General features: G+C 38.4%; 24 protein-coding genes. 3 read left to right on the forward strand and 21 right to left on the reverse strand.

The annotated features are described in order from the left end of the window. Positions 1 to 171: 171 nt before the first annotated feature. From LRP81_RS14285 to LRP81_RS14375, 19 genes are all read right to left on the reverse strand, one after another. Positions 172 to 1,458: a DUF4179 domain-containing protein gene (locus tag LRP81_RS14285; RefSeq protein WP_230502221.1), complete on the reverse strand. Its 1,287-nt coding sequence runs from the start codon at positions 1,456 to 1,458 to the stop codon at positions 172 to 174. Then, positions 1,445 to 1,975: a sigma-70 family RNA polymerase sigma factor gene (locus tag LRP81_RS14290; protein WP_230502223.1), complete on the reverse strand. Its 531-nt coding sequence runs from the start codon at positions 1,973 to 1,975 to the stop codon at positions 1,445 to 1,447. The genes LRP81_RS14285 and LRP81_RS14290 overlap by 14 nt, the downstream gene beginning before the upstream one ends. A gap of 309 nt (positions 1,976 to 2,284) precedes the next feature. Then, on the reverse strand, positions 2,285 to 4,282 hold the full coding sequence (locus LRP81_RS14295; protein ID WP_230502225.1) for a methyl-accepting chemotaxis protein: 1,998 nt from the start codon (positions 4,280 to 4,282) through the stop codon (positions 2,285 to 2,287). Between the two features lie 80 nt (positions 4,283 to 4,362). Then, complete coding sequence (locus tag LRP81_RS14300; RefSeq protein WP_230502227.1) at positions 4,363 to 5,466, reverse strand: ABC transporter permease; 1,104 nt, start codon at positions 5,464 to 5,466, stop codon at positions 4,363 to 4,365. Then, a complete protein-coding gene (locus LRP81_RS14305) occupies positions 5,467 to 6,729 on the reverse strand; it encodes an ABC transporter permease (RefSeq protein ID WP_230502230.1) in 1,263 nt (420 codons plus the stop codon). Between the two features lie 12 nt (positions 6,730 to 6,741). Further along, positions 6,742 to 7,674: an ABC transporter ATP-binding protein gene (locus LRP81_RS14310; RefSeq protein ID WP_230502232.1), complete on the reverse strand. Its 933-nt coding sequence runs from the start codon at positions 7,672 to 7,674 to the stop codon at positions 6,742 to 6,744. Positions 7,675 to 7,797: 123 nt separating this feature from the next. Next, positions 7,798 to 8,367, reverse strand: coding sequence for a DUF58 domain-containing protein (locus tag LRP81_RS14315; RefSeq protein ID WP_230502234.1), 570 nt, complete (start codon positions 8,365 to 8,367; stop codon positions 7,798 to 7,800). 54 nt (positions 8,368 to 8,421) lie between these two features. Continuing rightward, positions 8,422 to 9,036, reverse strand: coding sequence for a hypothetical protein (locus tag LRP81_RS14320; RefSeq protein ID WP_230502236.1), 615 nt, complete (start codon positions 9,034 to 9,036; stop codon positions 8,422 to 8,424). 24 nt (positions 9,037 to 9,060) lie between these two features. Next, the gene (locus LRP81_RS14325) at positions 9,061 to 9,696 is read right to left on the reverse strand and encodes a response regulator transcription factor (protein ID WP_230502238.1); all 636 of its coding nucleotides are present in this window, start codon (positions 9,694 to 9,696) and stop codon (positions 9,061 to 9,063) included. A gap of 3 nt (positions 9,697 to 9,699) precedes the next feature. Continuing rightward, on the reverse strand, positions 9,700 to 10,824 hold the full coding sequence (locus LRP81_RS14330) for a sensor histidine kinase (RefSeq protein ID WP_230502239.1): 1,125 nt from the start codon (positions 10,822 to 10,824) through the stop codon (positions 9,700 to 9,702). A 74-nt stretch (positions 10,825 to 10,898) separates the two neighbouring features. Continuing rightward, positions 10,899 to 11,579 carry an AlkZ-related protein gene (locus tag LRP81_RS14335; RefSeq protein ID WP_230502241.1) on the reverse strand — a complete coding sequence of 227 codons (681 nt, stop codon included), beginning with the start codon at positions 11,577 to 11,579 and terminating at the stop codon, positions 10,899 to 10,901. A gap of 130 nt (positions 11,580 to 11,709) precedes the next feature. Further along, positions 11,710 to 12,159: an SRPBCC family protein gene (locus LRP81_RS14340; protein WP_230502243.1), complete on the reverse strand. Its 450-nt coding sequence runs from the start codon at positions 12,157 to 12,159 to the stop codon at positions 11,710 to 11,712. Further along, a complete protein-coding gene (locus LRP81_RS14345) occupies positions 12,156 to 12,500 on the reverse strand; it encodes a MerR family transcriptional regulator (RefSeq protein WP_230502245.1) in 345 nt (114 codons plus the stop codon). The genes LRP81_RS14340 and LRP81_RS14345 overlap by 4 nt, the downstream gene beginning before the upstream one ends. Before the next feature lie 224 nt (positions 12,501 to 12,724). After that, entirely contained in the window at positions 12,725 to 13,135 is a 411-nt protein-coding gene (locus LRP81_RS14350; RefSeq protein WP_230502246.1) for a double-stranded RNA binding motif domain-containing protein, read from the reverse strand. Between the two features lie 234 nt (positions 13,136 to 13,369). Then, positions 13,370 to 14,536: an FtsW/RodA/SpoVE family cell cycle protein gene (locus tag LRP81_RS14355; RefSeq protein ID WP_230502248.1), complete on the reverse strand. Its 1,167-nt coding sequence runs from the start codon at positions 14,534 to 14,536 to the stop codon at positions 13,370 to 13,372. 266 nt (positions 14,537 to 14,802) lie between these two features. After that, positions 14,803 to 16,131, reverse strand: a complete 1,329-nt coding sequence (locus tag LRP81_RS14360; protein WP_230502275.1) for a hemolysin family protein — start codon at positions 16,129 to 16,131, stop codon at positions 14,803 to 14,805. Between the two features lie 665 nt (positions 16,132 to 16,796). Further along, a complete protein-coding gene (locus LRP81_RS14365) occupies positions 16,797 to 17,561 on the reverse strand; it encodes a MerR family transcriptional regulator (protein WP_230502250.1) in 765 nt (254 codons plus the stop codon). Between the two features lie 148 nt (positions 17,562 to 17,709). Then, positions 17,710 to 18,024, reverse strand: a complete 315-nt coding sequence (locus LRP81_RS14370; RefSeq protein ID WP_230502252.1) for a YbjQ family protein — start codon at positions 18,022 to 18,024, stop codon at positions 17,710 to 17,712. Continuing rightward, entirely contained in the window at positions 18,005 to 18,211 is a 207-nt protein-coding gene (locus LRP81_RS14375) for a hypothetical protein (RefSeq protein ID WP_230502254.1), read from the reverse strand. The genes LRP81_RS14370 and LRP81_RS14375 overlap by 20 nt, the downstream gene beginning before the upstream one ends. Positions 18,212 to 18,343: 132 nt before the next feature. Between LRP81_RS14375 and LRP81_RS14380 the strand changes: the two genes are divergently transcribed. After that, positions 18,344 to 18,982 carry a spore coat protein gene (locus LRP81_RS14380; RefSeq protein ID WP_230502256.1) on the forward strand — a complete coding sequence of 213 codons (639 nt, stop codon included), beginning with the start codon at positions 18,344 to 18,346 and terminating at the stop codon, positions 18,980 to 18,982. Between the two features lie 320 nt (positions 18,983 to 19,302). On the opposite strand, the gene LRP81_RS14385 is transcribed toward LRP81_RS14380, so the two are convergent. Then, positions 19,303 to 19,968: a YdeI/OmpD-associated family protein gene (locus LRP81_RS14385; protein ID WP_317987076.1), complete on the reverse strand. Its 666-nt coding sequence runs from the start codon at positions 19,966 to 19,968 to the stop codon at positions 19,303 to 19,305. Positions 19,969 to 20,290: 322 nt separating this feature from the next. Here LRP81_RS14385 and LRP81_RS14390 point away from each other — a divergent pair, with 322 nt between their 5' ends. After that, positions 20,291 to 22,000, forward strand: coding sequence for a glutamine--tRNA ligase/YqeY domain fusion protein (locus LRP81_RS14390; RefSeq protein ID WP_230502261.1), 1,710 nt, complete (start codon positions 20,291 to 20,293; stop codon positions 21,998 to 22,000). An 81-nt stretch (positions 22,001 to 22,081) separates the two neighbouring features. Here the strand turns inward: LRP81_RS14390 and LRP81_RS14395 are convergent, their stop codons facing one another. After that, entirely contained in the window at positions 22,082 to 22,525 is a 444-nt protein-coding gene (locus LRP81_RS14395) for an RrF2 family transcriptional regulator (protein WP_230502262.1), read from the reverse strand. A 131-nt stretch (positions 22,526 to 22,656) separates the two neighbouring features. Between LRP81_RS14395 and hmpA the strand changes: the two genes are divergently transcribed. Then, positions 22,657 to 23,877 (forward strand): NO-inducible flavohemoprotein, encoded by a 1,221-nt coding sequence (hmpA, locus tag LRP81_RS14400; protein WP_230502265.1) that lies wholly within the window; start codon positions 22,657 to 22,659, stop codon positions 23,875 to 23,877. Positions 23,878 to 24,303 lie beyond the last annotated feature (426 nt).

A 24,303-nucleotide genomic window follows, 5' to 3' on the forward strand; every position in this document is an offset into this window, starting at 1 on the left:
ATTAATCCGGATTGGCTGTTATTTAATCCGGATCGCTCAATATTAAATCCGGTATTACGGATAATTAATCCAGAATACCTGACTTTAAACCCTTACCTTTTATAGGAAAAATAACCATTTAAACCTGTCAAAAAGAAGGAGTAACCACAGTCTGGTTACTTCCCTCTTTTATTATTCCAGCTCTACCGCAAGATCTTCGAAGAACTCCTCAATAGGATGATAGATAATTTCTAGATTGTCCTTTTTCCCTTTGATTGGAAAACTAACCTCAACGAAGTTTCCATTCTCTTGAAAATAACTGCTAGTGTACCAGTATTTATCTGAGTCGGATAATTGGATAAAGCTTGCTGCATATTCTGCTGGCACATTTCCTTTTGCCAACTTTACAATAATTTCATTTGCTATTACTTTCATAGAGTCTACTCGAATTTGTCCTCTTTCCGTTGTTAGGATTGTTCCTTGTTTTAGTGGTTGAATAATTGGATCCACATTCCACTTTCTTAAGTATGGGATTACTTTAGTAGTTTCTATATCTCGTAGTGGAGCATACGCTTCTGTGTGAGTATAATATTCTTTGTCATAATGATTGTATGAAAAACTTGAACTAACCTGAGGTGCATTTTTTATAGTGCCATCTTTAGAGTATCCTATCAATAATGTATGTATAGAAGTTTCTTCAGGGAACTCACTGATTTCTGGAAAATCCATAGTTGTTTCTACACGAAATTCAGACACTGTTTCTTTCACACGGTCTACTCTGAACCAAGCACCAGTCTCATTTTCAGCTCGTAAACCTACTTCTTTCTCTACTAGCATTGGTTCACCTTTCATCTCAAATTGAAAATTCACCTCTTTTACTTCTCCATTTAGTATGAATACCAATCTTAAATGAAAATCCTCGTTTTTAATGAGTTCGGCAGAATTAGGAAAATAAAATATACCCTCTTCTCCTTGTTGTGCCTCTACATCTAATCCCCTTGAAGTAATATATCTGTAATCTTTATCAGATTGGGCAGACAAGAAAGCAAGCATATTACCATTAAAGGCTTCACGAGCTTTAATTTGGTACCCAACCAGAGCTGTCCCAGCATCAAAATAAGCTTCTTTAATGGAAATTTCCATTTCTGGTATTTCTTGTTCCAAATCCAGTGTTGTCACCCTACCCTCTTGTGCCACTTGTTTTATGCCTGGGCCCCCATACATATATAAAATCCCTTGTTCGTTCCCAAACCCAGTTGTTGAATCATTATTCCAAAGATCATTTTGGAAAAGAACGGCGATGATTCCGACTACTAATACTGCAGCAATGTTCACCTTCCAGGCTTGCATTCTTGAGGATCTCTTTCTTTCTCGTTTCTGTCCCATCTCTAATGCTTGTTGGACACGTTTGTTTAGCTCTTCTTTCGGAACATACATTTCTTCGAATTCTGTGTTTATATCACGGCTAAGCTTCTCCATACTTTTCTCCTCCTTCGTCCAATTCTGCTTTTACATGCGCTAATGTCCGATGAATTTGTGATTTGATGGTGCCCTCTGGCTTGTCGAAGATTTGGGCTATTTCCTTGATGGAATATCCATAATGGAACCGCATCATAAGCAAGGTTCTTTGTTCTGGCTTTAATCTTTCCAGCACTTCTGCTAGGTCTAACCTATGTATGGAAAGCTGAGTGTCTTTTGCTGGTTGTTCGTATTTTTCAATTTCTAAAAAGGTTACTTTTTTCTTTCTTCTTAGTTCGTTGATTGCTGTGTTAATAAGAATTCTAGTTATCCAAGTAGAGAAATATTGCGGTTTTTGCAGCTTATCGAAAGCTTTATAGCCGTTCACGATGGCTTCCTGCACGACATCCAGTGCATCTTGTTCATTTTTCATATAAGAAAAGGCAATTTTATAGAGTTTTTCTTGTTCGTTTTTAATTAGTGTTTCAAATGTTGGTCCAGGTTGAGTTGGCTTAAAGAGTTTTTTCCAATTTTTCATTTGTTTAGTACCTCCTTTCGTTTATTAGACAAGCGAGTTTTAGAAAACGTTCCTTATTTTTAAATTTTTTATCGTTTTTAGGAAAAATTTTGGGGAAGTTATTTCTTTTATGAGCGAAGAGAGGAGAATATCGAGGGAAAAATTATAATATCAACGGCTATAAAGGGCTATAAAGATATATCGACGGTTCTATGATTTTATCGACGATTATGGCAATATATCGACGTTCACTTTGTTCGACAAATTTTGCCGACCGTCTACTCCTCCCACAAAAAAACCCAGCCGCACTTCCACGACTGGGGCAATCTATTATTCTTCTTCCACTTTAAATCTCTTAATCAATTCACTTAAGTCCTCACTCATTGCAAGCAACTCTTCAGCAGAGTATGCAATGCTGGAGATCGCTTTGACTTGCTCGTCGGTGGAGGCAGCGATTTCCTCTGTACCTGCTGCAGATTGCTCAGCGATAGCAGAAATGCTTTGGACAGATGCTAGTACTTCTTCCTTTGATTCATTCATGGCGTTCATGTTATCCATAATGTTTTCAATGAACCCAATGATAGACTTGATATTGGTGGCAATCTCTCCAAATGATTCTCCCGTATTTTTCACTGCCACGCTTTGTTCCTCTGAGATATCATTCGTACGTTCCATCTCTGAGAGGATGACAGTAGATTCCTCTTGGATGCTGGAGATGACTCCTTTTATATGCTTGGTGGAGTCTGCTGTTTGCTCGGCAAGCTTTCTCACCTCGGTTGCGACTACGGCAAATCCGCGGCCATGTTCACCGGCACGAGCAGCTTCAATGCTCGCGTTTAAAGCAAGCAAATTAGTTTGATCCGAGATTTCGTTAATAGAATGTGTAATATCTTCAATGCTTTTTATTTTATCGGTAAATTGCAATAACAGTGCATGCAAGCTTGTGATGATTTCTCTTGATTCTTGCGTATGTCCTTTTAAGCTTTCTAACTTTTGCAGTCCTGCATCATTTGCACCGATTATTTGGCCAGATAATAATTCCAGTTCTTCTTGCTTGGAGAGGACGTCCTCAATGTTTTCTGCAAGGTTTTGCGTACGTGTACTGGTTCCCTCCAGATCGGTTGCTTGTTGAGTTGCTCCTTTGGAAAGCTCTTCAATGGCACGGTTCATTTCATCACCAGTGGCGGAGACTTCTTCGGTGACAGCACTCATTTCCTCGACTGCAGCTTTTACTTTTTGTGAGGAATTCCCTACTGTACTTATCATTTCACGCATGTTGATAAGCATGGCTTGGAAGGATTGTGCTAACAGCCCCACTTCATCCTTGGTGCGAACATGAATATTACCTGTCAAATCACCAGAGGCAACCTTATTTACTTCTTCATTTAGGTAGGAAATCGGTTTCGTAATAAATCTAGCTAAAAGGACTGTGAGCCCACTTGCTACTACTATTGCGATAAGACCAACGATTATAATGTTTTGCAGCATGCTGTTGGCCAAATGGAGCATGTTTTTCTCTGTAAACACGCCAGCAATTTTCCAGCCTGTCTCCTCGACTGTGTTATAGGCAAGCACTCTTTTCTCCCCATCGTAGACGTACCTTTCCACACCGTTGAGTTGCTCTTGGTACATGTTCTCTATGAATGGGAGATCCATATCTAACAAATTTTCTCCCATTAATGTTGGATGAACAAGTGCCACACCATACTTATCTAATAAAATACTATAGCCTTCATATCCTAATGTTGTTTCTGCAACAAGAGTTTCTAAGGATGAAAGATTAATATCTGTCGCAAGGACACCTTTAATAATTCCATTTTCTCGTACAGCTTTAGCGAGTGTGACAATAGGCGTGTTTGTATTTGCGTCTGTATACACATCCGTATAGATAACCTCTGACGGATTTTGAATAGCATCTATATACCATACTCTAGTAGTTGGATCAAAATCCGCTGCTAGCTTAATATCCGGTACGGAATACATTTTTTTATCCGGAGTGGCGATATAGAAGAACTGCATATCTGGAAAATTCCACATTAATTGATTAAATCCGTCTAGCATTCTTTTGCGATTTTCTGGTGTGTCGCTTTTTAAGTAATCAGAAACTAATGGTGTACTACCAAACGCAGAAATTATATTAGCATAGTTATTTAAGTAGATGTCTATTGTATTCTCTAATTCTTCCATAGCCGCTTCTGCGCTGGAAATGACATCGTTTTCTATTTCTTTTTTCGTTTGTGCGTACGTAATTGTACCGACAATTGCAATAATTAAGACAATTAATACTGAAAATGAAAATACTAGTTTACTTCTTAAAGATTGAAACATAACGTTAACTCCTTTATCTTTTAACAACTAAATATTATATCGACAAAGGAGTGAAATTATTTATACAAAACATTTATTCTTTAAATACTCGCTTTCCTCTCCATAAAATTGAGTCCAATACCCATGAAAAGGACACCCATACAGAACAATATCGATGCTGGAAGGAAAAACTGGGATAACGACCAATCCAGAATAGTGGCACCCTTTAACATTTCCATTCCATATGTTATAGGAACCAGTTTAGAGAGGAATAGAAGTGCTTTGGTTTGGACAATTTCCAGTGGCCAATAGGCTCCACCAATCATTGCCATGCTGACAGAAATTAGAGGAACGATAGCATCCAATTGTCTTGGGTTCGTCACTAGGGAGCTAATGAGCACACCTAGAGAAACTAGCGCAAACAGGTACGGAATGACGACAACAAGAATAAGTGGGAAGCCTCCATAGAGCTCTACCCCAATAATAAAGTGGAAGAAAAGGTAAACTACCGTTAGTTGTAAATATCCAATGAGAAAGCTATAACTTATATGCCCAAAATACATTTGTGTTTTGGTTAACGGAGACAGCACCATTCTGTTCCATATTCCATTTCTTTTTTGATCAAGGAGGGTACTTACTGTAAAACTAACCGTAAACATGACAAAGAATAATGAAAATCCAAATAATGCTTGCAGCGAGTTATCATAAATGAAATCTCGTTCATTAAAGGACTTCTTCGTAAAGGAAAATAACTCATTCTCATTTTCCACTTTATCCTGTAGGTTTTCTGTCGTGGTGTTTAATTGATCTGCGGCAAAAGATAAGAGTTGGTTAGTTTGCAGTACTGTTCCGATATGGGATTCTATAAAAGAATTTTGCGGATCATCAATCGTCATATAAAGCTTATAAGAATCTCTCTCTATTTGGATTCCTAGATCTATTATTCCATTCTCCAGCTTATCCATCACTACTGACCCCTCTTCCGCGACAAAGGACGTTTGTTCCGTTCCTTCATTAAGTGCTTTCAAAAGGGAAGCTTGCTCACTTTCACTAAGTTCATTTGAAAAAACAGGTATCTCTGATTGGCTTGGCTTATTTACCATCCCTACTGCCATGGCGAACACAACGGTGAGTACTAGCATTGCAATGAAGGCAAAAGGTTGCCTTCTTAATTGCTGCAAATGATTAAGTAGAATTGCCTTCATCTAATTCGACCTCCTTCTTGGATAGCATGGGATAGCAATGACTAGCATAAGAACACTTAATACAGTGAGACTCCATAAATTTGGCGTAATATCACTTAAGCCTCCTCCACTAAGAATCTTGACATAGCCTTGCAACGCTGCACCGTTTGGGGTAAATGAGCCCATTTGATACATCGTATCTGAAAATTCCCTCCATGAAGCAAAGCTGCCTCCTATAAATGCAAAAACACTAACAAGAAATGCAGAAAAAATGGAGGATATTTGATTGGTGTTATAACGATAGCTTAGTGCGGTAATCAGCACCGTCATTGACCCTATTACTAAACTAAAGAAGAAAGTTAGTATGAAAAAGGCAAGGAGATCAGACCAATAAACTTTATAAACTAAAGCAGCTAATCCATATAGGATACATAGCTGTAAATACGAAATGAACACTGCTGAAATCCATTTACTTGTTGCATAAATGAATGGAGAAGTATTGGATAGTAGTATCCTGTCATAAACAAATGTTGTTTTTTCATAATAGGCATATCCCGCAACAAAAGAAATGACATAAAGAGCGAACATTGTGCTCATACCTACTGCAAAATACTCAAAGGAATTTACTGGTTTCTTTCCATCCAAAGCAACTTTCTCCCCGTCTATTTCTAACAAGGATGGTAAGTCTAAGGATAACTGATTATTTGCATGTGCCTCCTTGGTCAAAACCGTCTGAAGCCTTAATTGCTCTGTAACTTTTTCTACTATGTCTGAAACAACACTCGCTTCTAATCCTTTATCCCTATTGAGAAGCAATTCTAGCTGAAGATTTGTAGGTTCATCAAAAAACTGAGATTTCCATGTTTCCAGCCGGTATTCCGCTGAAATTTTTATTACTCCAGCATATTTTGTTGACTCCACTGCTGCATTTGTATCTGACACTTCATCAATTGTCACGAGATCTGTCAGATTCTTTTTCATAACATTGTTAATAAGTACTTCAGGCAGCGATGTTTCTCTAGCAGTCATTAGGATTGGTTGCTGCGCTGACTCAGGAATTCCTTGTGAGCCCATCCATTCTTGCAATTGTTCTAGTCCCTCTTCTAAGCTTCCTTCATCTACCACTGCGACATGGGTATGCAGGCTGAGGCCATTATTTCCACTTCCACCAAAAGCAAAGCCAAGAATACTAATTAGAATAAAGGGCATCGCCAAGAGCATAAGCACTTCTTTTTTATCACGTAACAAATGAAGGAAATCCTTATATATAAAGGCTTTCAACATGCTCTATTCCTCCTAATCTCTTAACGTACGACCTGTCAGATGCAAGAAAACATCCTCAAGCGTTGGCGCCTTTATTTGGATTCCTTTTAGAGTACAAGCAGTTTCTTTAGCTGCAGAGAAAACATCTTCTAATAGATTAATATTTTTCGGAGCAAGTAAAACAATTTTCTCCTCAGTAGTAGTTACAGACGAAATAGCAGGAATTGCATCTAGCTTTGCCATAAAATCTGGCATTATTTTTTCTACCTCTACCTCAATCGTGTGTTCGGAAGAAAGAATGTTTTTCACTTCATCTTTTGTACCAGAAGCAATTACCTCTCCACGATCCATGATATAAATCCGTTTACACAAAAACTCAACCTCTTCCATGTAATGACTCGTATATAGAACCGTCATACCCTTTTCTTCATTTAATTTTTTTACAGTTTCCAAAATATAATTTCTTGATTGTGGATCAATACCGACTGTGGGTTCATCCATAATTAAAATTTGAGGAGTATGGAGAAGAGCAACTGCAATATTTAGACGGCGTTTCATCCCACCAGAAAAGGTTTTCACTATTTCTTTCTGACGTTTTTCAAGCCCAACTAATGTGAGCATTTCTTCAATACGCTGCTTTAGCCCTTGCTTTGGGAGTTTATAAATTTGACCGAAAAAACTCATGTTTTCTAAAGCGGTTAAATCCGGGAAAACCGCAATCTCTTGTGGCACTACTCCTAAAATTTCTCGAAGGTGCTTTGGTTGATTTTTGACACTTTCCCCTTTTAAGAGCACATCACCACTTGTAGGATGAACGAGCGAGGAAAGCATAGAAATAGTAGTAGATTTACCTGCTCCATTTGGTCCAAGTAATCCAACTGTTTCTCCTTTTTCTAGATATAAATTTACCCCTTTTACAGCTTGGGTGTTTTTAAATGTTTTCGTTAATTGAATAGCTTCAAGCATGAGAAAAACCTCCTTTATAGTTTTACTATACGGTTTTTGAAGAAGAACTTAACCTGCATAAGGTCATTAAATATGTTTAGAAGAAGTGACTTTAGTCATTTTTTTCATTTGGGTTTCATCTCTTTAAAAAATAAAGAGTGGGTACCTTATAGGTACCTCACCCTCATACTTTTTCTTTGTTTTCTTTGGTATATCTTTAAGTTTACCCATCCTACTAACAAACTCGATTAAATATGCATCAATCTGGAGTTCCCATTTCTCATACACTCGCTGCTCTGCACAAATGAATGCATATGCAAAGGAAGGTGCATGTTGATGCACTATTTTTGTAAACATGGAAGGTGGAATGATGACATTTTCCACCTTTATACGTGCCAGAAGTAATAATGCCGCTTGGAACTGTTGTTTTCCACCCCCGATGTTCAACTCTATGTAGGACGGCTTCCCGAATTTTTTGATATTAACGAGTATAGAGTATGAGATACTTTGCTTTGTAGCATATCGTAATAGGTATGCCACGCCACGTAATTTTTCTTCCAGATCAACTGTATGTATATCAATAATAAACAACCACGTTAGTTGAGATGTTCGTTCATATACCTTTGACTGCAAATGATTCGTTCGAGCTGTAGCTTTCCAATGAATTTGTCCAAAGGAATCGCCATTCTGGTAATCTCTCGTGCCAATTACCATACTTTTTTCTTCAATTAATGAATTGCTAGTTGGGTGCTTTCCTTGTTTTTTCGCTTAAATCGTTTCAATTTCATGCACAGCCGCACTATTTGGATAAACAATCACTTCAAAATTCACTCTATTCCTCATTTGTTGGAAAACTTTCCCCCACCCGAAAAACGATTCTATTTCAAGGTAAACAACTGCAGCAGCCACTCCCCTTTTCACAGCAGTAAATGGTAGCTCCACTTCCCATACGCTCCTACCCACTTGTTGAAAAGAGACATCTACCTGATTCTGATGAATTAACTCTTCTCCTCCCTGGAGGCGAATGTTTTTATCTGTACCCACTCGAAATTTCCCAAAAAAGATTGGTAGATAGCCGTGGTGGCTAATACGTAGCCTTAACCTCCCCTGTTCTTCATTAAAAAGCTTTATTTTCGATTCGACTATACTAATCTCCAACTTTTTCCCAACAAAGAGCAAATAAAGATAATTAGCCCACAAACATGCAAAAATAGTAAGAAAGAAAAATGATAGAATGGTAGAATCAGCATAAAATGTAACAGCTAATAATATAAACAAGAATCCTGATATCAAATGGTGTTGCCTTGCTAAGTTAACCTTTTGATACCAGCCCATCCATGCGCCATTTTCAACTTTTCGTAACCCTTGTTGATTAGGTTCCATCTATTCACCCTCTCTCCAATCTTTTTAAGCCAATCCATTTCTTATCGCAAAAATTGCCATTTGCGTACGATCTCTTAGACCAAGCTTTTGCAGAATGACGGTTACGTGATTTTTTACTGTACCAATTGACAAATGCAGCGTTTCGGCAATTTCTTGATTGTTCTTTCCTTCTCCAATTAGTTGTAAAATAGATCGTTCCCTACTTGTCAGCGCTACCGCTTCCATGCTAGTTGACTCTTGTTTGCTGATGAGCTTCGGGACTACTTTTCCTGCAACAGAAGCATCAATAGAAATTCCCCCGTTTAAACAGCTTTCAATGGAGGATAACAGATTGGCTGCATCGGCGTCTTTTAACAGATATCCTAAAGCTCCCATTCTCAAGGCTTCCATCGCATATTCATCATCTGCAAAGGTAGTAAGGATAAGCACTTTCGCATTGGGATCGCGATGTCTGATTAGTTTAGTTGCTTCAAGTCCTGTCATCACCGGCATTCTAACATCCATTAACACTAGATCCACTAAATGCTTTTCATAGGCTTCCACTGCTTCTTTCCCATTTGCTACTTCCGCAATTACGCGATACTCAGGATGTTGTTCTATCATCATTTTAATGCCTTGTCTCACTAGTCCTTGGTCCTCAGCTAATAATATATTTATCATGGTTTACGTTTCTCCCTTCAAAGGAAAAACCCCTTTTACGATGAAGTGGTTGTCAGCAATCTCTTTCTCCATCCTGCCCCTAAGGTCTTCCATTCGCTTTCTCATGTTTTGCATCCCAAAGCCCTCTTGGATACTTTTGGCACTTACTAATTTATTTCGTATGGTTGCCCGAAAGCTATGCCCACCAAGAATTTCAAAGGTGACGGTAATTTCTCGGGAATCTCCATGGCGCATTGCATTTGTTAGAGCCTCTTGTACAAATCGATAAACAGAGCTATTTTGGTCATTAGTGAAGGTATGGGAAAGCACTCCAGTTTTTGTTGTTAATTGAATTCTCATCTGACTTTCCGCCTCAAGTTTACGGATAAGATGAATGACGGATGCAATTCCTTTATCCTCTTCTCCCTGCAGTGCTTTTACAGCTTTTCTCATGCCATCCAAGCTATCCCGAGCAAGCTGTTTTGTCTGAGAAATAATACTCTTCACTTTTTGATTTTCTAAGGATTGTTCTGCCACCGCTAGCTGCATCATTAACGCGGTAAGCTGATGGCCAACTGAATCATGGATATCCCTTGCAATCCGATTTCGCTCTTCTATTCTTGCAACCTCTTCATTTTTTAGTAACTGTCTCTTTAAATCTCGATACTCTACTAACAAGCTTTTCCAGTCCTTATCTAGCCTTTCACTCTCCACCACATATTTATTTGTTATCGCTCCAATTCCAATTAAAAAGATAATTAATAGAATTTGATAGAAAAAGGAGGACGTGAACGCTAACGAACTTATGGAGAATACGATAGGAAGCACGGTAGCTATTCGAATTGAAACCATATGATCTTTTTGACGATGTAACATACCATCCAAAAGGAGAAAATAAATCAGCAGCCACGGAAGCAAATCGGCAGGCCTGACAATGAATTGTTGCATGACTACTACCACAGAGGCCGAAAAAAAATAGACTGGCCATTTTATTCTCCACATCGGCAGTGAAAAATAGAGTCCTAGAAATGCTCCACCAACCAGTAAGTACGCAGCCAATATGGTTCCAGTAAATGTATAAAAGAATGGGATACTTAACAAAACGATTAAAATATAGCTCAGCTTTCCCCAGAAAAGGGCTGTTTGCATCTTATTTTCCTTCTTTCTGTTTTGCAAGCTGTCAAAGAATTTATTTTATAAGGTCGAAAACCACGTGTTCCTTTTTATATCACTTTCTTAATCTTTTTCATCGTTTGATCAGTCGTATATACGGAAAGATGGGATAAAAGTTTCTCCCTTGCCTCTTCTCTTGTAAGACGAATTTTCGGAATAGCATTCTTTTCACACCAATGCTTCATCGTTTCGTAGGAGGTACTGCTCCAACCATTCTTCTCTCCATTATCATCCTGTTTCTCTTTTGTCCCAGAAACAACAATATTTAAATTCCCCTGTAGCTCCAGTAATGCCTGATCAAATGGTTTCTTCTTCTCTTTTTCTTTCATTCCTGCTTCGACTCTTAATAGTCTTGTATCAATTCCTTCTTGTTGTTCAATGATGGAATATAGGGTTAATGCCTCTCTTGACACTTCTCCCTTTTTGTAACGTTCTTGAACAGATTCATGTGAAAAGGATTTTGCTGCGAGCATAAGAGGAAGCATATCTTTTGAAATAAACACTGCTTTTTTCTTTAAGAATTTCCCATAAGCTGCATGCCCTTCCGCAGCAAACTTAGTCCGCCACTTCCACGGGTCCTCTTCGGTATCAGAATGCCATGCCTCTTTTTTCGTCAGACCTCCGAGTGATGGGAAGTCATCAAATAACGGTGCTAATGGAAGAATTCCTACCTTGTTAATTATCTCTACAGCTTCTGTATATGTATGAATGGTTTGTGTTTTCAATGTCATCCAGTTTTCCTCCTCTATCTTCCTATTTTTAATGGATTCTACATTTGAAAGGATTGTCCTTTATTTATTTGGGAAGATCGTTAAGGGGATTTTGATATAAAAGAAGAGAGTTGCAGCATATTGCAGCTCCCTATTTTAATGCCTCTGCTTCCACTCGATCCAAATACTCCTGGACCACTTTATGGTTACTTTTTTCACTACCAAGCTTCAACATCGCACGTCCAACAAAATTAACCCCTTCATTTTTCCCTTCATAAATAAATTTAGTATGCTGCACGTCCACCCTTTGCAAAGTAAAACCTAATGTTATTTCGAATGCCTTTCCTAACACAAAGGTAATTTTCTTGTGCTTTTTTTGAGGGGTATTTTCATAGGCTAGTGTTTCTACGATAAAAGTTTCTACCCGTTTTCCTTCCCTGTATGTTTGCTGGTGCTTTGCACCGACCTCTGTTTCTGATTTTTCTATTAGAATGTGTTCCTCCACTTTCGTCATCGTTTTTTTAATATTTTTATCCAGAAACAGTTCCCAAACTTTTTCGATGTTAGCTTGGATGATGCGTTCTTCCTTCCATTGGATCATTGTTCATGCTCCTTCCCTGATGCCAAAAAAGCATCGATTTCTTCTTTTTTAGAGGTAAGTTCCTCTATTTGCAACTGAATATTTGCTCTTTTATGTAAAAGAAGGTCTTCCAAATGTGCAAAGGATTCATCTTCCATCACTGAAGTCATCTCCTGGATAGTAAATCCGAAGCACCTTAATTTTATAAGCAGCAGTGCTAAAAAGTAACTGCCATCATCGTAGTAACGGTAATTGTTTTTCGGGTCAATAAAAGCAGGTTCCATCAGTTTGACCTCTGCATAATAGCGCAATGTTTCCTTACTAAGCCCCGTCATTTCGGAAAATTCACTTACCTTGTACATGTTTTGCCCTCCCTTCTCTATTTTAAACCGTGGGGTGCACCACACAGTCAAGTAACTATTATTTTTGTTCGTCATATTAGGTGATTTGGATATTTCGGAGAGTTATTTATGTATTTGGGGCTGTTATTTGGAGATTTGTTGCCGTTAATTAGAGATTTGAAACCGGTATTTGGATATTTCCCCACACTTCACTAAAAAACCCAAGGCACTCACGATACCTTGGGTCATTCTTCCTTTTTCGAAAGTTCTGTAAATGTATACGAATCCTCATCAAAATCATACTCATAAAAGATAGTGTATTCCTTTCCTTCCTCAAATTGAGCACACATTTCCTCTGCTGCTTGTTTACTCGGAGCTACACTGCTATAGCTTATTTTAGATTCATGGTCTGTAATTTCACACGCAAAGCTACCATTCTCATTTTCCGTGACAGCCACTTCTGAAATGGTAATTCGCTCTTCACCAGAAGCTTGTGGCATATACGTGAACATGATAAACGTTCCTATAAGCAGGATGGTTCCTCCAACGAGTGCCAGTCTACCCTTTTTCTTTTCGGATCTCACTAACGCAGTGAACACGCCGAAGCCAATTAATCCAAAGCTGATGCCAAATAATACTAGTCCTAATATGAACATGTTTGTCCCCCGTTTCTATTCTCTACTTTCCATTATATATCAGAGTCTTGCTATCATTCATACTTTTTGATGGAATCGATGAGTTGTTCTATGTCTTGTCCTGATATGGAGATATCTCTGGTCAAAAAATTAAATCTAATTTCCTCTACCTGCCGACATTATTATTTAGTCGATTTTTTAAAAGTAGCAAATAAAAAAACCTCAAACCATGGCAAAAACACACCACAATAGAGGTTAAGTAAAAAAGTATTTTCTTGTTCGCACTTGAACGTTTATGACAATGCCAATAGCTATCATATAGGTTAAAAGCGAGCTTCCACCGTAGCTAAAGAACGGAAGTGGAATACCGGTGATAGGCAGCAATCCTACGGTCATTCCTATGTTTTGGAAAACCTGAAATGTCAACATTCCGATGATTCCTGTACAAAGGTACGTGCCATATAAATCATGACACTCAAGAGCTACCATGGTTATTTTATAAATTAAGAAAAAGAATAAAGAGATTACAACCGTTGCTCCCATAAATCCGAATTGGCTAGCAATTGCAGCAAAGATAAAATCGGTGTGAGCTTCTGGCAAATAGACATTCATCTCACCGTAGCCTGATCCCATGTATTCTCCAGAACCAATAGCAAGCAGGGATCTCACTAATTGAAAGCCTTGTTCATCTTGATATTCGTACGGATTGAGCCATCCATAAAATCTATCTAATTGATATTCCGGTATCAGATAGGTGTGGAAAAAGGTAGGAAATTCGATAAAAATATAGAGAAATAAGGCAATAAATGCAAGGCATGTCCCAGTTAAAGATAAAATAATGCTCCATTTAATACCCGATACAAGAATTAAGGCAGCAATAATCGCACAATAGACAAGAGTCGTTCCCATGTCAGGCTGTTTCGCTACTAAAAAAAGTGGCAGTGCAGAAACAGCAACAATTTTACCGAGTAATATAAAGCTTTCACGTGTGGTCGTTACTTCATAGTTAGCCCTGTGATCAGCTATCACTTTACTTAACACAAGAATGATGGCTATTTTCATTAACTCGGATGGCTGAACATTACCGAGCCCGGGCAACTCATACCAACTTGTAGCCCCTTTTATTGTACTGACAAGTGAAGGCGGGATATTAAATTCTAAGCCAAGTAACAGCACGACTCCAGCGCCATATGTTAACCAGGCCAAATTTTGTAAATGATCGAAATGGATTAGTAACGAAACGACTATTCCAATTGCCCCAATAATAAACCACACTAACTGCTTTTCCACAAAATCAATATTTTGCAAAACTGGCGGCAGTGTAGGTTCTACGCTTTTCAAAGCAAGTAAGCTTGCCAGCGCCATAACTCCGATAAGAAAAATTAATGTGGGATCAAGCTGTGGCCTAAGGTCCTTTTCCACTTTTTCTTCTCCGTCCTTTTCCTTTGTATTCTTTATTCATGTATATATTTATCCTAATCTTAAAAATCATATTCGACAATGCTATGTTGGTCAATTGATAAAATTTTGGTAAGAAAGGGCATAGGCTACGCTACTTGTTCAGCACCAATGAGATTTAGACAATTTGAGAGGGAGTTTGGTTTCAACTTTTTAATAAATATCTTCACACATTTAATATGCGACTAACAAGAAAAGGGCACCCCTGAAACAAGAGGTGCGCCTTTCATTTATATTGATTGGTGTTGATTAGATAATGCATGAAGTCTTAAGCCAACCTTCTTAACTTGGTGATTGTCCATTTCTAAAACTGTCCAAACATTATCACCATGTTCCACACTTTTATCTTCTTCATCATCTTTATCCTGCAGCATTACCTGCATCCAACCACCAATAGTATCTATATCTTCCTTTTCTTCAAACGTAACCCCGAACTGTATTTCAATATCAGTTAACAAAACAAGGCCGTTGATATGATAAAGGTCTTTTTCTACTTCTAGGATATCTGGTACTTCATCAGCATCAAATTCATCTCGGATTTCCCCAACGATCTCTTCTAGGATATCCTCCATCGTGATAATACCAGCAGTACCACCATACTCATCTATAACAAGAGCAATATGGACTTGCTCTTCCTGCATTTTTAGTAAAGCATCTTGTAAGGACGTTACTTCGTGAATCAGTGGAAGTTCGTGAAGGAAATCTTTTAACTCACCGGCTCTTCCAGCAGCAAAGTTTGTCAACATCTCTTTCACATTCACAAATCCAAGAATATTATCCTTATCCCCATCCTCTGTAATCGGGTAACGGGTGTATTGGTGCTCATCTAGAACACTGATAATTTCTTCCCGAGGCATATTGTTAGATAAAGTGACGATTTGTACCCTTGGAATCATGATATCCCTAGCAACTCTTTCGTCAAAAGTGAAAATGTTTTCCATGTAGGATAATTCTGTTTGATTTATTTCTCCACTTTCAAAGCTCTGTGTCATAATGATTTTTAACTCTTCTTCCGAGTGGGCTTGCTCATGGCTAGCTGGCTGTACTCCAAAAGCACGAAGTAAAATACGTGCAGAACCATTCAAAGTCCAGATTAGAGGATACATCAGTTTACCGAACCAATATAATGGTCGTGCGATAAGCAAAGTCATTTTTTCTGCGTATTGAATAGCAAGTGTCTTTGGCGCAAGCTCTCCGACTACTACGTGTAAGAACGTAACAAGTGAGAATGCAATAGCAAACGACAAAATTGTCGATACAGTAGACGGTATCTCGAAGCTATCAAAAACCGGGTGCAGTATTCTTTCCACAGTTGGCTCACCTAGCCAACCAAGACCTAATGCTGTCACTGTAATACCAAGCTGACATGCAGACAAATAATAGTCTAACTCGGTAACAAGTTTTTTAGCCACTACTGCCGTTTTATTTCCTTCTGAAATCAACTGATCTATGCGGGACATACGCAATTTTACGACCGCAAACTCTGACCCAACGAAAAATGCTGTCAAACCGATTAACAAAGCTACTAAAAGTAAGTTAATGATCAATATACTATCAATATCCAATTCTTTCCCTCTCTAGAGGGATTCACCTCCGAAAAATTTCACTTTTTTTGTTAATTCTTTACCACTTACATATTCCACTGATTTTCAGATTAGAACTCCTCTCCTACCTGGGTAATAAAAAAACCTTTACCATGATTTGGTAAAGGTATCATCTGTATGAATATAGCACCTTTACCTAGTTGGCAAAGGTCTCGCAAACAACATTCGTATTAGAATGTTGCCAGTTAAGCCGGTGATACATAAGCATCACGTATTGACGGACATAACTGTCAGCTACTCCCCTTTGGAGTATATATAAGCCCAAATCTATCAGGCGATAGTCTAAACTCATAAACTATCAAGAAAAATTTTATTACAGTTTTTAAAGATTGTCAATTTTTATAGAATAATAGTAGGAAAAGTCTAACTCTTTAGGAGAAAAGTCCGACAAATATGCAAAAGGAACTACACATATTTTATGAAAAAGGAACTTTAGTTGATGGGATTTTTTTGTTGTTGAATTATGATGATGATTTCAGTCATGCATTCTCACTTTACGTGACTCAAATAGTGAGTATCCGTGAGCGCAGCTCTTGAGATTTTGTCACTTTTTGAAATTTTACTGCGTGAGAGCTGCCATTAGCTCCTCGAGACAATCTCGAGGAGCTAGAACTAAATTTTTAATTCGTTCTGCCTGTATAAACAAACACAGCATCACGCAAAAACGCTGCCATTCCTGGCTGTTTTTTATCATAATATCCAGTAAATCTTTCGTCATCGACATACATTTGTGCAAGTCCTGCATGCGCTTCCTTTGAATAGCTATCCCAGTAGAAGCCCAACCATTGGCGGTGCAAATCAGCTGCTTTTTGGGCAAGCTCACCAGCTGGATCTCCTGTTTGAAACGCTTCGTGCAGTACTTGAAGCACTTCTTCCCCAAGCTTTTCACCTTGAGCATACTTTTCCTTCGACATGCCCTTTAGTTTGGCATTTGATTTTCCTACAGCCTCATCCCCATATTTTTCGCGGATTTCATCTCCATATTTCCGTTCATTTTCATCTATGAGGTTTTGCTTAAATCCTTCAAACTTTTCTTGATCACTCATCATGATTCTCCCTTCCTTCGCAGCAAGAGTCCTATCAACGCTGTCAATTAATCCTTCAAGCCGCTTTTGCTTTGTCAGAAGCTTATCGCGGTGGTCTTTCAGCGCTTCTAATTCATTAAAGGATGGAGCATTGATTATTTTTTCTATACTGTCTAATTCAAGTTCTAGTTCACGGTAAAAGAGAATTTGCTGCAGCCTATCGACCTCTTTTGATCCGTAAATCCGATACCCAGATGAATTGATTCTCGCCGGCTTGAGAATCCCAATTTCATCATAATAACGCAGTGTCCTGCTCGTCACTCCAGCCAATTTGGCCAATTTCTGAACGGTATATTCCACCTGATCACCTCCTGACAATTACACTTTACACCTTAACGTTGCGTAAATGTAAATAGGTAATAGTAAATTTTTTTATCGACATGACTACCTCATATAGGGAGTGATCGAAGAAATAGGAGAAACTCTGGTTTTTATCAAAGCAGAAAGCTTATTCCACAATTACAGCTGTACCATATGCAATAATTTCTGATGCATTCGCCATAATATTAGAAGTTTCTAACCTCACACATACGATCGCATTGGCACCTTTTGATTGTGCATCCTCCACCATTCTGCCAATTGCTTTTTGTCTAGCTTCCTGCATCATTTCTGAATACTGCTTAATTTCCCCACCAACAATGGTTTTTAAGCCAGCTAGAATATCTTTTCCGATATGCTTTGATTGAACGGTACTTCCTCTTACAAATCCTTTTAATTCGGTTATTTTCTTTCCAGGTACCGTCTCAGTAGTTACGATAATCATTTTTTTCATCCTCCTTTTTCTCTTTTTGTCGTTCGATGATTAGAACAAGGAAAAGTGCAATAATTGCAATTGCATACAATATAAAAAATAAAACACCTATCCAAACGTGTAAGACCAACAAGGCAATGCCAACAACCTGTCCCATAATCGCCACCAGTAATAGTATTGTTTTTAAAGTGTCTATCATGCTCTTCCTCCACTTTATTTTGGAACAACTATACGCACTAAAAATATATTTTCAGGTTGCATTTTTCATACATCAAAAACAAAAAATAGCTCATTCTAAGAAAGAATGTGACTATTAAGGAGTGTTAAATTCATGCAAAATCAAAATAATCTGCAGGGGCAAAATTTCAATCAAATACCCCCAACCAATCCCCAAACGCAAGTGAGTAACAATCATGGTGGCCATGAGATTTTTGATGCACACGAAGTAATTGCAGGCATCATTAATATGTTGGATCAATATCAGATGTATGAGCAGCATATTCAAGATCCCGTTTTAAAGGACATTCTTCAGCACCAAACCACATTTGTAACACAAATGTACAACACGATAGTGGAAAGTTTTAGCACTGGTCAAAAACCCACTACTTCTACCCAAGTGTATAATATGACGCAAACACATGATGTTGTTTATGGAGTAAAGCCAACACAACCAAAAAAGCCTAATCAATCCGTTAATGACCTAGCTGACAAGGGATTATCTGCATATATGCTTGGTCATACAAAAGGACTTTCTACTCTTTTGGCTATGACTGCATTAGAGATGACTAATCCTGTCCTACGTAGAGTAATTGCTGACAGTGTTCCAAACTTTATTGAGATGAGCTATGAAATTTTCTTATATCAAAATAAACATGGTTATTATCAGGTGCCACAGCTTAATATGCAGGATATGAATGCGATGTTGAAGAGTTATCAAGCTGTACCAAATCAAGGAAATTTGCCTCATTAAGGGAAAAGAGGCTGGGACAAAACTAAAGAACACAAACAAAAAGACGAACAATATAATGGCCGACAATAAATACCGCTATTGATTTCCGTTCAAGACTTCGCTTTCCGCGGGTGACCCGCGAGCCTCCTCGGCTTCGCCTGCGGGGTCTCACATTGGCCACTTCTCCCGCAGGAGTCTACGTCTTGCCCTCCAATCAATCGCTAGTGTAATCTAAAAAATAAAAGCATATTTTTATACTAAAAAACCGAACATATTTGATCAATCACTCGAATAAGTTCGGTTTTGTCTTAGGCTAAAACATTTTTGTCCCAGCCCCTTTGTTATTTCTTTTGTCTCCTATACAAGTCCATAGACTTATACCCTTCCCCAACAATTGCTTCCATTTCGTGCAGGCGCTTTTCTTGGGTTTCTTTTCTTTTGGCGCTGTATACATAGCGAGCCCAGTCTTTTTGATAGCCATAAGTTAATGCGTCATATTTGGCTAATACTTGTTCGTTATTTTTAAGAAAGCCTCGAATGTCTTCGATGTGAGGAATATAGTCATCTACGCATTGGCTATTTTTTGTGTTTGCATTCTTTTTCCTCGGAGCTGACTTTAAGCCAACTACTGTAAAGGTTTCATTCAGGCTGACCATGCGGGAGAATTTCAGCTTACTTTTCGGTAGGTATCCTTCTTCGTCAACATTCAAGCCTTCATAGAATTTATCACGCTCTATGTATTCTTTATATGTTGGGTTGTTCTTTTTCGGATATGCGACAAAAAGGTAACCATTGTCATTCAATAGTTGCTTCTCATTTATAAAATTTGCATACTTTACAAATTCGTCCTGACTGAAAATAAAGACAAAAAATAGGTCATAGCTATCTTTTTGAATTGTTGTGTCATGCTCTAGCTCAGCAAAATCTTGCACATTTTCTGGAATATTCAAAAATAGACGGTTCTCGTATTTTCGCAGATTCAACTTATCAATAATTGTTTTTGCCATTTGCATTATAAACCTCTCTTTCCAACTACTTTTCTCCATATTATAACAAAAATCCTACTGGTAAAAAATGAATAGATAGTATTTGCTACTAAGAGGATTCTTGATACAGCCTGACAATATTTATTTGGATATGTAATCTATATACTGACTATTTATTTTTCGGTTGACAAAAGCTATCTGATAAGCATTTGCGCTTGCTAGTTCTTGTGTTACAATATTGACTATCATAAGTGTGGAGCAACGATCGAAGGTGTCTCTTATTCAAGGATCAAGAGCACAGAAACCATGCTTTACAACACTATTATAAGGAAGGTTGAAAAACTTGGAACATAACCCCGCTAACTCTAATTTCATACGAAATATAATTAAAGAAGATTTGGAGTCTGGCAAGCGAAATCATGTCATTACCCGCTTCCCTCCTGAGCCGAACGGATACCTACATATCGGACATGCTAAATCTATCGTGATTAACTTTGATTTAGCAGATGAGTTTAACGGAAAGACCAATCTTCGCTTCGATGATACCAACCCTGTGAAGGAAGATGCTGAATTCGTACAATCCATTAAAGAAGACGTGAAATGGCTTGGGTACGATTGGGATGGCCTTTTCTTTGCATCTGATTATTTTGAAGAAATGTATAATCGTGCCGTTCTATTGATAAAAAAGGGCAAAGCATATGTAGAAGACCTTTCAGCTGATGAAATTCGCGCATACCGCGGAACGTTGAAGGAGCCTGGGAAGGACAGCCCTTACCGCGACCGCTCGGTGGAAGAGAACCTGGATCTTTTCCAACGCATGCGTGAAGGGGAATTTGGAAATGGAGAAAAGGTACTTCGTGCAAAAATTGATATGAAGTCCCCTAATATCAACCTTCGTGATCCAGTTATTTACCGAATTTCTCATGCTAGTCATCATAATACTGGCGACAAATGGTGTATCTACCCTATGTATGCATTTGCTCATCCAATTGAAGATGCACTGGAGGATGTCACCCATTCTATTTGTACAGTAGAGTTTGAAGACCAACGTCCCTTATACAATTGGGTTGTGGCAGAGACGGAAATGGAAAGTGTACCACAACAAATTGAATTTGGCCGTTTGAACATTACGAATGCCGTAATGAGTAAGCGTAAGCTTCGAAAATTTGTGGAAGAAGGAATAGTGGATGGGTGGGATGATCCTCGAATGCCAACCATTTCTGGTCTGCGCAGAAAAGGCTACACCCCCGGTGCGATCCGTACATTCGTCCGTGAAACAGGTGTCTCTAAAGGTTCTGGTTTCGTAGATTCTCAAATGCTTGATCATTTCGTTAGAGAAGATCTTAAACTACAAACACCACGTACGATGGGTATCCTGCGTCCTTTAAAGGTTGTCATTACGAACTATCCAGAAGGACAAGTAGAATCGCTTGAAGCAGAAATTAATCCGGAAAATCCAGAGATGGGCACAAGACAAATTCCATTCTCTCGTGAGATTTATATTGAGCAAGAAGATTTCATGGAGGATCCGCCAAAGAAATACTTCCGTCTCTTCCCAGGTAATGAAGTACGTCTAAAGCATGCTTATTTTATTAAATGTGAAAATGTCATCAAGGACGAAGAAGGAAATGTAGTGGAGATTCACTGCACATATGACCCGGAAACGAAAAGCGGTAGTGGATTTACCGGTCGTAAAGTAAAAGGAACCATACACTGGGTGGAGGCAACCCAAGCAGTTCCTGCAGAGTTCCGACTTTATGAGCCTCTCATGTTAGACGAAGAGCCGGAAGCTGAAGTAAAAGCTGATGTTGCAGACGTGGAGGTTAAAGAGGACGAAATTGTGGAAGTAGAAAAAAACTTCCTAGACCGAGTAAACCCAAACTCCCTTCAAGCCTTACAAGGTTTTGTCGAGCCAAACATGAAGGATGTCAAGGCACAGGATAAATTCCAATTTTTCCGTCACGGCTACTTTAATGTCGATCCAAAACACTCATCTGCAGATAATATCGTATTTAATTTAATTGTATCGCTGAAAAGTTCATTTAAACTTTAAATTGGCCTTTCCGTAAGCCCATTAGATGAAGACAGGACAGAAAATTATTTTTTCTGCCCTGTTTTTTTATGTTTTGAAAATCTATTCTTTATTGGAGAGGAATTTATCTACTAAAACAGCACGGTTCTTCACAATATCTTGCAATGTATATTGATCAAGAACGCTGAGAAATTGCTCTAAAGCTTGACGGAGAATGTGCTTTAGGGAGCACACTGGTGATATCACACACTGGTTTCCTTGATGATTGAAACATTCGGCAATATAAAAATCCTCTTCTGTTTTTCTAATTACCTCACCTATATTTATCTCTGCAGCTGGTTTAGCAAGCCGAATTCCACCACTTCTCCCTCGGATGGTTTCGATATACCCCATTTTTCCTAAATGATAGATTACTTTCATAAGATGATTTTTCGAAATACCGTACGATTCTGCTATATCCTTGATGGTTACTAAGTTCTCCTGTTCCGCCGTTGCAAGGTAGATTAACACCCTAAGAGAGTAATCTGAGTAATTGGTTAAGCGCATAGTTTTTCTCCTCCTATTTATATTCTCTCCAAAAATGTGTCCAATTTATTAAAGATGTATTTTAAATATTGCTTTTATATTTTTTTGATTCTACTATAAAATTACAACACCTAGAAAGAGGGTATTTTTCAATGTTATCTCAAAAAACAATAGATGTCATTAAATCGACTGTGCCTGCTTTAGAAGTTTATGGAACTGAAATTACGACCATTTTTTATAAAAATTTATTTAGTAGTCATCCCGAATTGCAGAATATTTTCAACCATGCAAATCAGAACCAAGGACGCCAACAAACTGCATTAGCCAATACAGTTTTAGCAGCTGCGACACATATTGATAAATTGGAAAGTATTATCCCGGTAGTAAAACAAATAGCCCAAAAACACCGTAGTCTTGGGGTGAAACCAGAACATTACCCAATCGTCGGGGGACATCTTTTAAGAGCCATTAAAGAAGTTCTTGGTGACGCTGCTACAGACGAAATCCTTTCAGCATGGAAAAATGCTTATGGCGTAATTGCAGGAGTGTTTATCGAACTGGAAGAAACGCTTTATAAACAGGCAGCGGATCAGGAAGGCGGCTGGAAGGGATTCAAACAATTCAAGGTGGTGGAAAAAGTCGAAGAGAGTGATGTGATTACCTCCTTCTATCTCGTTCCTGCTAACAACTCGCCAGTTCCAATCTTTGAACCTGGTCAATACATTACGATTCGTCACAAAATTCCAGGAGAAACCAATTTAATTAACAGACAATATAGTTTATCTGCAGCATCAAACAAAGAATCCTTCCGTATTTCCGTAAAACGTGAAGCAGAGGAAACGAAACCAGCAGGGGTGTTTTCTAATTATCTCCACGATCATATAAATCAAGGAGATATAGTAGAAATTACCGCTCCAGCAGGGGAATTTGTCTTAAATAGTGCTTCAACACCAGTCGTCTTTATTAGTGGGGGAGTTGGAGTTACGCCACTCATGAGCATGATTAATAGCATTGCTGAGCAACAACCGAACCGTCAAGTTGAATTTGTTCATGCAGCTAAAAATGGAAAACTACAGGCATTCAAACAGGAATTAGACCATTTAAACGAACGTTTGAACAATTCCCGCTTTTCCTTTATCTATGATAATCCATCCGAACAAGATACAATGAACACTCATTTTAAGAAACAAGGTTACATCGATGTAGAATGGTTAGAGGAAAACACCATCTTAAAAGGTGCTGACTACTACATTTGCGGGCCAGTTCCATTTTTACAAGCAGTAGTAAAGGGCTTAAAAGAGCTTGGTATACAGGATAGCGAAATCCATTATGAATTCTTTGGACCGGCCATAAATATGGAAGGAAAATGCTGAGAATATAGTATAAGCAGTTCAGTTAATTGGTAACGGGTTCTCTTTTCGGAGGGACAACACCTATTTTTAGGTCAACTCTCATTAAAATTAGCATTGAAAATGACACTACAAATACAAATAAAAGAGCAGAGATTTCCTGCTCTTTTCAGACTGTTGACAAACCCAAATTATTTTTAAATTTGCATTTGACTGTTGATCTTCGTTTCAGACGCTTCGCTTTCCGCTGGCGGTCCGGGAACCTCCTCGGGCTGCGCCCTGTGGGATTTCCCATGTCCCTTCCTCCCGCAGGACAAGGAAGGCTTCGGCAGCCATTCATCGCACGAAGAAAATGTGTCAGCATTTTCGAGGAGTCTGCGCGTCTTCCACTACGATCAACAAGAGAATTGCATGGATTTAAATAAAAATGTACCTTTGTCTATACACTGA

The sequence above is a fragment of the Sutcliffiella rhizosphaerae genome (assembly GCF_917563925.1).
GTDB classification, from domain to species: Bacteria; Bacillota; Bacilli; order Bacillales; family Bacillaceae_I; genus Sutcliffiella_A; species Sutcliffiella_A rhizosphaerae.